The organism is Chamaesiphon sp. (assembly GCF_041737865.1).
GTDB lineage: Bacteria > Cyanobacteriota > Cyanobacteriia > Cyanobacteriales > Chamaesiphonaceae > Chamaesiphon.
In genome coordinates, this window is sequence record NZ_JBGSQZ010000184.1 from 1 (window position 1) to 4,807 (window position 4,807).

Sequence of the window (4,807 nt, forward strand, 5' to 3'; positions counted from 1 at the left end):
GGTACGGATGGGATGGATATAGGAAACTATCTGCATTTAATATAGATATAGATGAAATATATAACAGTAGCTGTATAAATGCAGTAATTATCAGAAAAACAGTGAGGTTTTTTTATCGAATTTCCCATCAATTGTGATTTGGATTATCTGAGATTGGGAAAACTGAACTCTTTGATAATTTTAGATGTAAGTATTCGTTTGCATAACATCTTCCATAAGATAGATTTAAGGCTTGAAAATCTTGAATCTTTAAGATTAGTTGTAGAAAGATTATGAGGATTAATTCTATAAACAGCACCAGGAAAAGGAAGGGGATCTAACTTTCGTTGCCTTGGCTTCAATAATTCATTCACTTTCAAGTGTTGCCAAATAATATCTAGCCACTCAGATGCTGGTGTTTCAATCGATTCAGGAAAATCAGAGTTTGATTGCATAATAAAGATACTCCTTCCCAGTCAGAGCAAGTTTCTGGGCTACGTAATGGAACGATAAATACAAACATGGTCTTAGGAGATATTTAATAGATTATGACATCATGCGACCGTAAACGTCTAAAGTCTCATTTAGTGTTTTTTCCCAGCTAAACAAAGCGGCTCTATCTAAACTTTTATGAGAGTAATTAGAACGTAAAGTAGAGCTATTGTACAGACAGAGAATCGATTCACAAAGAGAATCTCGATCTATGGGTGAAACCAAGAAGCCAGCTTCTCCTACAACTTCTGGTAGAGATGAAGTATTAGAGCTAATAACTGGGCAACCACACTGCATTGCTTCTAGTACTGGTAATCCAAATCCTTCATAAAGGGAAGGAAAAATAAAACCAATCGCACCACTATAGATTGCAGCTAAGTCATTATCATCTATAAATCCTGCAAAGTGAATGAATTTTAAGTCTGAATCTGTTAACTGGTTCTCCTTAATCATGGATGCAAGGGCATCTTGACTGCCTCCACAGATTAATAAACGTAAATCCTTGGTTTTTTCTTGAGCAATAACCTGTTCAAAACAAGCTATTAAATGCTGCATATTTTTATGCCCAGCTAACGAATGCAGTGTAAGAAAGTAATCGCCTTCAGGTATTTTATATTTGTGCCTGACGTTTTCAAGAATAACGAGATCTGAAATTGGATAAAAAAGATCGCGAGATGCAGCCAGATAAATAGTAACGACTCGATCTGGATTTAATTTTCGTCTATTTAATAGATCGTTACGTGTTGCCTCTGATATCGTTGTTACCCAGTCATTAGGGTGAATAGTATCGATCAGTCTTTGTGTGATCCCTCGTTGTCCTGGGCCAAAATATTTTTCATCTAAAAGTAACGGAGTTAGATCGTAAACTGTTTGTAAATGACGATCGGGAAGTGCTTTTCTAACTTGCTTAGGAATACGTGGATAAGAAGAATGAAATATATCGGCTTCGGCTAATATTTTGGAATCGATCGGTTGTCTCGTGATATTAAGTACCCTAGAAATATTAGGTAAAGTTAACTGCTTGGTTTTTTCAACAAAACTATTATTGTTAATTTGTTTGTTTAATTGATTAACATTTCTAGCGAAAGAGCTGACAGGATATATCGCAGAATGAAGATTGGGATAAGCATTAAGCAGCCGTTCTGTTTGCAGTGATGCTTCGATCGATCCAGTTGCCGAAAAGCTGAGATTGTCACCTAAATTTTGATGTAACAGATCGGCTAATGTCCAAGCTGTACGGGCGATGCCCGTTCTTGTCGTCGGATTATCACCAACTGAAGAAATATCGAAAATTACTTTCATAAGTTATATCTTATTTTGTCAATAATTGCCTAATACTTCCGAATGTATATCTAGTCCAATAAGCATTAGGACTTTGGCAAGAAAGTAACAGCATTTTTAGAGCTTCAATGATTCGGGTCGTTCTATTATTCTGTTGACTAACACTTGCTAAGTCCTCATACCAGATTAACCGCGACAACCACAATTTAGCTGGCTGTTTGAGAACCTGATAAACAGGATCGGCAATAAGGCTATTTGCAATCTTTTGACCTTCTTGCTCGATCTTGCCTGGAGCAGTTTTTTGTTCGTGGTGACATCTAAAATTAACTAACGTCCGATCGCTATAATTTACTGTTGGATAGTGGTAGAGATACCTAACTACTCGATCGAAATCAAATTGGAGACGCAACTCTTCATTTAAGGCACCGATTTCTTTCAAGTATTTAGTCTTAAACCAAAATCCTGGCTGGTGATATACCGTATCTCGATCTTGCGGTTTCTCGGTTGTGTTGAATCTAGTCAGTAAACCTTTAGAAGTTATATTCTGGGGAAATACTTTTACCTCTCTTCCAGACTCATCAAAATTATTCACGACACCAACAAAAGCATCGCTGTCTTGCATTCCTTTGGCGATCGCAAATAAAGCACCTGGCATCAAAATATCATCGGAATTAATCCAGTTAAAGATTTCACCTGTAGCTTTTTCCACTCCTTTATTGATAGCGTGAGTTTGACCGCGATCGGGTTCGCTTACCCAATAAGTTAACCACGGCTCGTACTTTTTGATAACTTCTATCGAGTTATCGGTACTTCCACCATCAATGATGATGTACTCTAAGTTTGGATAACCTTGCAGCAAGACCGATCGAATAGTTTCTTCTAGATAATGTCCATAATTATAATTAGGAGTAACAACAGTAATTTTAGGATAATCTAGCTCGATTGAGGAGATATCAGCATCGACGGAATTTTCCGAAGACCACGGCCATCCTATTTTATTAGTTAAAGGTAACGAGGAAGAGAGCGTCATGAGGATATTTTTATTTGAAATATTAATTATTTTATGTCTCTATCATTTTGCACGATAATATTGGAGAATGTTTCCTGTAAATCTTCGAGATAATTAAAATCGATTTTGACTATTGACAAATGAGTGATTCGCTTTCTATTATCTTAAAGATTGCCAGATAATTTTTGGTTCCGTAAAGTTATATCCTGGCAACTTCGTAGACTATTATGGTAATGAGCATTTTGATCGAGTAAAAAATATGAAAAAAATTTTAATTCTTGGTAAACAAGGGCAGATTGCTTGGGAGCTTCAGGTTACTCTTGCGAGTTTGGGTAACGTGACAGTGTTCGGTAGTCAGGAGCTGGACTTAGCCAATCCAGACCAAATTAGAGAGCAAGTCCGACAGGTTCAGCCCGATATTATCGTCAATGCGGCAGCTTATACAGCCGTAGACAAGGCAGAAACAGAACCAGAGCTTTGTGCAGCGATTAACGCTACCGCTCCAGGGATTCTAGCAGAACTAGCACAAAAATCCCAAGCTTTGCTCATACATTACTCCACTGATTATGTGTTTGATGGCAGCAAGACTAGCCCATATTTAGAAACCGATCTTACCAATCCACTGGGTATATATGGAGCGAGTAAATTAGCTGGTGAGCAGGCAATTATGCAAGTAGACTGTCCGCATTTAATCCTGCGGACGACTTGGGTCTATGGCAATCGGGGCAAAAACTTTTTGCTGACTATTTTACGTCTAGCCGCAGAAAAGTCGGAACTAAAAATCGTTTCAGATCAGATTGGGGCACCAACTTGGAGTAGATCGATCGCCGAAGCCACATCGCAGATAGTAGCACAGTGTGGCGACGATCGATCCTTGAGGGGCTTGTACAATCTCTCAGCGGCTGGAAAAACTAGTTGGCATGGCTTTGCTAGTCAGATTGTCGGTCAATATCGAGAATTATATCCAGATCGACACCTTAGCATCCAAAACATCTTACCGATTCCTGCTAGTGACTATCCGACGCCAGCACAGCGTCCAGCCAACTCAGTACTAGATAACAGCAAGATTCTGGCTGATTTTGGCGTGCAGTTACCAGATTGGAACTTGAGCCTGAGTCAGTTACTCGCCAGGTGACTACTCCCACCGTCAACCGCTAAGAGCGGTCTGACGGGGGCTTCTCAAGTTCACAAATGAGATTTCTTGCTTCATTGGCTGGGTAACCCCTAAGCCTCCACAAGCAGCAAACGACAGTCCAGTCGTCCGTTTTAACACGTTAATACTCGCGTTATAGTCCCGATCCAAACTGACTCCACAATTGGGGCAATTATGAACTCGAACAGACAAGTCTTTAACAACTCTTTCCTCACAATTAAAACACTCAATACTAGTACCTCTAGCATCAACTTCTTGAGTATGCTTGCCGCATTTTACTGCTACTGCTTGCAATATGTTCAAGAATGTCCGCCATGCAACATCAAGTATTGATTTAGCTAATCTGGTTCTAGCTAGACCTTTGATATTCAGTTTCTCGAATCCAATCAGATCGTAATTTGCACATAAATAATGAGCTACAGAATAATGAAAATCTTTGCGCTGTCGAGCAATATGCAGATGCAAGCTAGCAACTTTATTCGCCTGTTTTTTATAGTTATTAGATCCTTTTTCTTGTCTGGCTAACTTACGCTGCTTTCGTGCCAGAATAGCTTGAGCCTTACGGTAGAACTGAGGTACGGCAATCGCTTCAGCATTACTAGTAGTTAAAAACTTTTCTAGCCCAACATCAATTCCCACAGCAGATTTAATTTCATCAACAGGTAAGGAGACGGGAGCATAACACTTTTGCGATGAGTATAAATACTCATTGAGAGGAGATCGATACTTAGAGGATAATTAAAGCGATCAATAATGGCCAAAAAATAATGACTCCAGAACAAACAAGAAAACTGAAAGAATACTCTAGAGCAATTGCCGACATATTATATACAGAGGGAGAATTAGACGAAAAACCAACGCTAGAAAGCATAGAAAAAACAATTCAGGGGCAG

The 4,807-nt window shown here is 38.9% G+C and carries 4 protein-coding genes and 1 pseudogene; 1 reads left to right on the forward strand and 4 read right to left on the reverse strand.

Features of this window, described 5'->3' with window-relative positions; translation table 11 throughout:
* Positions 1-143 precede the first annotated feature (143 nt).
* From ACEW9J_RS13790 to ACEW9J_RS13800, 3 genes are all read right to left on the reverse strand, one after another.
* Positions 144-434 carry a hypothetical protein gene (locus ACEW9J_RS13790; protein WP_373545693.1) on the reverse strand — a complete coding sequence of 97 codons (291 nt, stop codon included), beginning with the start codon at positions 432-434 and terminating at the stop codon, positions 144-146.
* 91 nt (positions 435-525) lie between these two features.
* A complete protein-coding gene (locus ACEW9J_RS13795) occupies positions 526-1,773 on the reverse strand; it encodes a glycosyltransferase family 4 protein (RefSeq protein WP_373545694.1) in 1,248 nt (415 codons plus the stop codon).
* Positions 1,774-1,783: 10 nt separating this feature from the next.
* Positions 1,784-2,782, reverse strand: coding sequence for a glycosyltransferase family 2 protein (locus tag ACEW9J_RS13800; RefSeq protein ID WP_373545695.1), 999 nt, complete (start codon positions 2,780-2,782; stop codon positions 1,784-1,786).
* Positions 2,783-3,020: 238 nt separating this feature from the next.
* Between ACEW9J_RS13800 and rfbD the strand changes: the two genes are divergently transcribed.
* Positions 3,021-3,896 (forward strand): dTDP-4-dehydrorhamnose reductase, encoded by an 876-nt coding sequence (gene rfbD, locus ACEW9J_RS13805; protein ID WP_373545696.1) that lies wholly within the window; start codon positions 3,021-3,023, stop codon positions 3,894-3,896.
* 12 nt (positions 3,897-3,908) lie between these two features.
* On the opposite strand, the pseudogene ACEW9J_RS13810 reads toward rfbD, so the two are convergent.
* Positions 3,909-4,589 (reverse strand): annotated as a pseudogene (locus tag ACEW9J_RS13810) (RNA-guided endonuclease InsQ/TnpB family protein); the annotation flags it as partial.
* Between the last annotated feature and the right edge of the window lie 218 nt (positions 4,590-4,807).

What these genes read in the sequence shown, in the direction of transcription:
- ACEW9J_RS13790 (WP_373545693.1), bottom strand. Translation starts at nt 434, where the DNA reads ATGCAATCAAACTCTGATTTTCCTGAATCGATTGAAACACCAGCATCT.
- ACEW9J_RS13795 (WP_373545694.1), bottom strand. Translation starts at nt 1,773, where the DNA reads ATGAAAGTAATTTTCGATATTTCTTCAGTTGGTGATAATCCGACGACA.
- ACEW9J_RS13800 (WP_373545695.1), bottom strand. Translation starts at nt 2,782, where the DNA reads ATGACGCTCTCTTCCTCGTTACCTTTAACTAATAAAATAGGATGGCCG.
- rfbD (WP_373545696.1), top strand. Translation starts at nt 3,021, where the DNA reads ATGAAAAAAATTTTAATTCTTGGTAAACAAGGGCAGATTGCTTGGGAG.